4 protein-coding genes are annotated in these 3358 nt (G+C 67.2%); all 4 read right to left on the minus strand.

The features are described 5' to 3' along the window. Positions 1–156: 156 nt before the first annotated feature. The gene (locus tag AB1634_19090; GenBank protein MEW6221618.1) at positions 157–1344 is read right to left on the minus strand and encodes a type II toxin-antitoxin system HipA family toxin; all 1188 of its coding nucleotides are present in this window, start codon (positions 1342–1344) and stop codon (positions 157–159) included. Next, positions 1341–1658, minus strand: coding sequence for a helix-turn-helix domain-containing protein (locus tag AB1634_19095; GenBank protein MEW6221619.1), 318 nt, complete (start codon positions 1656–1658; stop codon positions 1341–1343). Before AB1634_19095 ends, AB1634_19090 begins: the two co-directional genes overlap by 4 nt. 522 nt (positions 1659–2180) lie before the next feature. After that, complete coding sequence (locus AB1634_19100) at positions 2181–2339, minus strand: VPLPA-CTERM sorting domain-containing protein (GenBank protein MEW6221620.1); 159 nt, start codon at positions 2337–2339, stop codon at positions 2181–2183. Between the two features lie 243 nt (positions 2340–2582). Then, on the minus strand, positions 2583–3358 hold a 776-nt coding region (locus AB1634_19105; GenBank protein MEW6221621.1), incomplete at its 5' end, for a hypothetical protein.

A 3358-nucleotide genomic window follows, 5' to 3' on the forward strand; every position in this document is an offset into this window, starting at 1 on the left:
CGATCATAACGGTCGAAGATCCGGTAGTTGTACACATACATCCGCTTGGCAAAGACCTCCTGGGGCTGGCCCTGGATCTCCGGATGCACCAGCACCCAGGCCTCGCCGCCGTCCTGGCGCCACACCTGGGCCAATTTGTCCGCCAGCCGCCGCGAGTCATGGGGAAGCCAAGGCGATGTTCCGCGCGACCACCGTGCCGAGGCGTCGCTGCTCCTCCTCCGGCACACCGGCGGCGGCCAGCTCCTCTTCGAAGCCCTGAGCGGCGGCCAGCACCTGATCCACGACGCCCGCCGGCGACGGCACGCCGGCCCGGCGGCCGAGGCCAACCAGCGTCCGTCGCGAGGGACAGACGTGATCGGGGCTGAAATGGAGGACATGCTCGACCTCGCCACTCACGGCCGGCAAGAGGTCATAGGCCGGTGACAGGAAGAAGCCGCGGTCGTCATGAAGGAGGGTGAAGTTCTTGAGGTGGTCGTCGGTATTGCCGGCGATGGCGTTGAACACCGCCTGGCGGTACAGGGCTGGCACATCGATCTCCGGCTGGGCACTCACCCGGCGAAGCACGCCCAAAAGGTCCTGGTAGCCGACGTGGTACCAGCCTTCCGCCTGCAACAGGGTCTGGAAGGAGAGCATATGCCGCCGGCCCCGACCGGGGGTGACGTCGAACCGATGGACGACCAGCACCTCCTGGCCCTGGACCCGCTCCAGGCGGGTAGCGGCGGTGTCGATGCCGGCCTTCCTGGCCAGCGCCATGGTGGCGGCCTCGATAGCCACCAGTGACAGCCGATCCTGACGACTGGGGAGCTTCGCTATCGCCGGCCGGGAGCCGTCCATGATCAGAGCCTTCGGCCGTGCCCCGCCGGCGGAGCTGCCGGATGCCAGGAGCATCCCCAGCTCCTCGGTAGCCAGGGACTCGTCGGCCTCAAGCCGCCCCACCGCGGCCAGCAAGCGGGGCAAGTCGGGAAGCCCGGGGAGCGGATCGGGCGGCGCGGGCTCGCCGGCGGCTGCAAAGCTGAGCGCCCCCAGGCCGCTGCCGCCCAGGGCGGCCAGCAGCTGCGCCGGTGTCTGATGGTGCCGGGACAGACCGGCCCGCCGAGCGAGAAGCCGCCGGCCCCAGGCGTCTGGCAAGGCGTCCTCCAGAACCGCCGCCACCCCATCGGCCCGGTCAATGAGAAACCGATCGGGTCCCAGGGGCAGGCCCAGCGGCTCAAGGGCGAATGCCCCGGCATGGTTCAGAAAGGCAGGCAGATACCGGAAGCCGCCGGGCCGGATGCCACAAATCGTCTCGGCAGCCGCCACCCGCTCGCCGCTGGGCAAGGTCAGCCAGACCACGAGCCGGATCATGGCGACTTCCGGGAAGGGGAGGCTCGATGACGTGCCGGCTTCGGGCGCGACTCGCGCTCCCAGCGGGCGAACGGGTCATCCGCCGGCTGGGCGAAAAGGCCATCGAGGGCGCCAAGCCTGTCGAGAACCAGGAGGGTCTCGGCCACGAGCCCCAAGCTGATGGAGGGGTCGCCCTGCTCCAGCTTGCGCACGGTGGGTACCGAGACCGCCAGCCGGGCAGCGAAGCGGGCCTGGGTTTCGTTGCGCTCCAGCCGCCTGGCCCTGATCCTGGCCCCCAGCGCTCGCAGGGCTTCCTGTGTTTCTTGGGAAATCATTCTTTGCCTTATAGCATCGAACTGGTCTTAAGAGAAACCTTTTTTTGTGTTGACTGCTGATCCGACAAGGTGAACAGAAGCCTGTCCTTGCCGCCCAGCGCCAGACGGCGAACATTGGTGAGCCCCTGTCCGTCCGACCGGCCAGGACAGAGCCTACGATTCGAGCTTCACACGCAAGAGCGAGAAGAGGAGGGGGAGCGAAAGAATCCCGGGCTGCAGGCAGAGGGAGTTGCCATGGCGGGGCGCACCCAACTGGATGAAACGCCGGAAGTCCGCCATGGTGGTCTCCCATAGGTCCTATAGGTCCTATAAGTCCCATGGAGCCATGGGAGCCATGGGACCTGTGGGTTGCCTACGCAGGGCGCCAAAAAAATGAATGAACCGCCCGGAAGCCCGCTCTGGTGGCCGTTGTTTCTTAAGAGCGCGACCGCTTGGGTGAGGGATCGGGGGGGGCCAGCGGGTGGGGCGGGACGACCGCTTGCCTGCTCACCGGCCGCCCGCCAAGGTCTGGGGACCGCCGCCTCAGGAGCGGCGGCGATGGCGGAGGCCCGCCAGCCCCAGGAGGCCGGAGCCTACGAGCAGCAGGGAGGCCGGCACTGGCACCGGCTGGGCCTCGATGGCCAGATCGATCCCCACGAAATGGGGGGGTGCCGTTGCCCCAGGTGGTAAAGGCGATGACATCCCCGGCCTGCACCGCCTGAGTGAGGGTGCCCCAGTCAAACGGGTTGTCCCGGCTCCAGGGATCGCCGTCCCAGACGTCGCCGCTGGCCAGGACTGCGCCGTTCAGGGAGACCTGCCAGTGGTTGCTCCGGCCCAGGCCGCCCGCCATCCACACCTGACCGGAAATGGCCGCTGTGCCGGTGAGGGGGCTGGTCCAGGTGATGTTGGCCGCGCCGTTCCCCAGGGGAGCGCAGCCGTGCGTCCTTACGAGCCAACCGTCCCTGGCGCCGGCAAACCTTCAGCGCGCAACTGCCGCACCTCCTCCACCGACAACCCGGTGCTGGTGGCGATGGCCTCGTCGTCCAATATCCCCAGCAGCCTGGACGCCACCGCCAGCTGGGTTTCACGACGACCCTGGGAAAGACCCTGGGAAAGACCCTGGGAAAGGCCCTGGGCCAACCCCTGCTCAAGACCCTTCTTCCTTCCGATCCGCTCCACACTGGATACATACGGCATGGTCGTTTCCTCCTCGAACGCCACCAGCTGCTGAAAAAATCCCTGCTCCAGCTCCTCCGGCAGTTGCATCAGCCAGTCGATGAAACGAAAAAGATCGATCACCTGCTGCCGAGCATACCCCCGGTCGTAGAGCCGACGCACCAGATCGAACTTCCACCACGCCCGCTCGATCGCTGCATCCCGCGTCTCCCGGGCCTTCAGATGCGCCATCACCACCACCGCGAAAGGATTGCGGTCCTGCTCCAGGGCCTCCCAGCGGTCCGCGTAGTCCAGCACCTTGGCCACCGGGAAGCGGAAGCCCAGCTCGCAGCCCCACAGCTCGTATCCGTACCGGTCCGGGCGCCAGTCGGCGCGGTCATCCGTCAACACCGCGCAGCTCATCACCCGGCGATCATACCGGTCGAAGATCCGGTAGTTGTACACATACATCCGCTTGGCAAAGACCTCCTGGGGCTGGCCCTGGATCTCCGGATGCACCAGCACCCAGGCCTCGCCGCCGTCCTGGCGCCACACCTTGGCCAATT

This window comes from Thermodesulfobacteriota bacterium (assembly GCA_040755095.1).
Classification (GTDB): Bacteria; Desulfobacterota; Desulfobulbia; order Desulfobulbales; family JBFMBH01; genus JBFMBH01.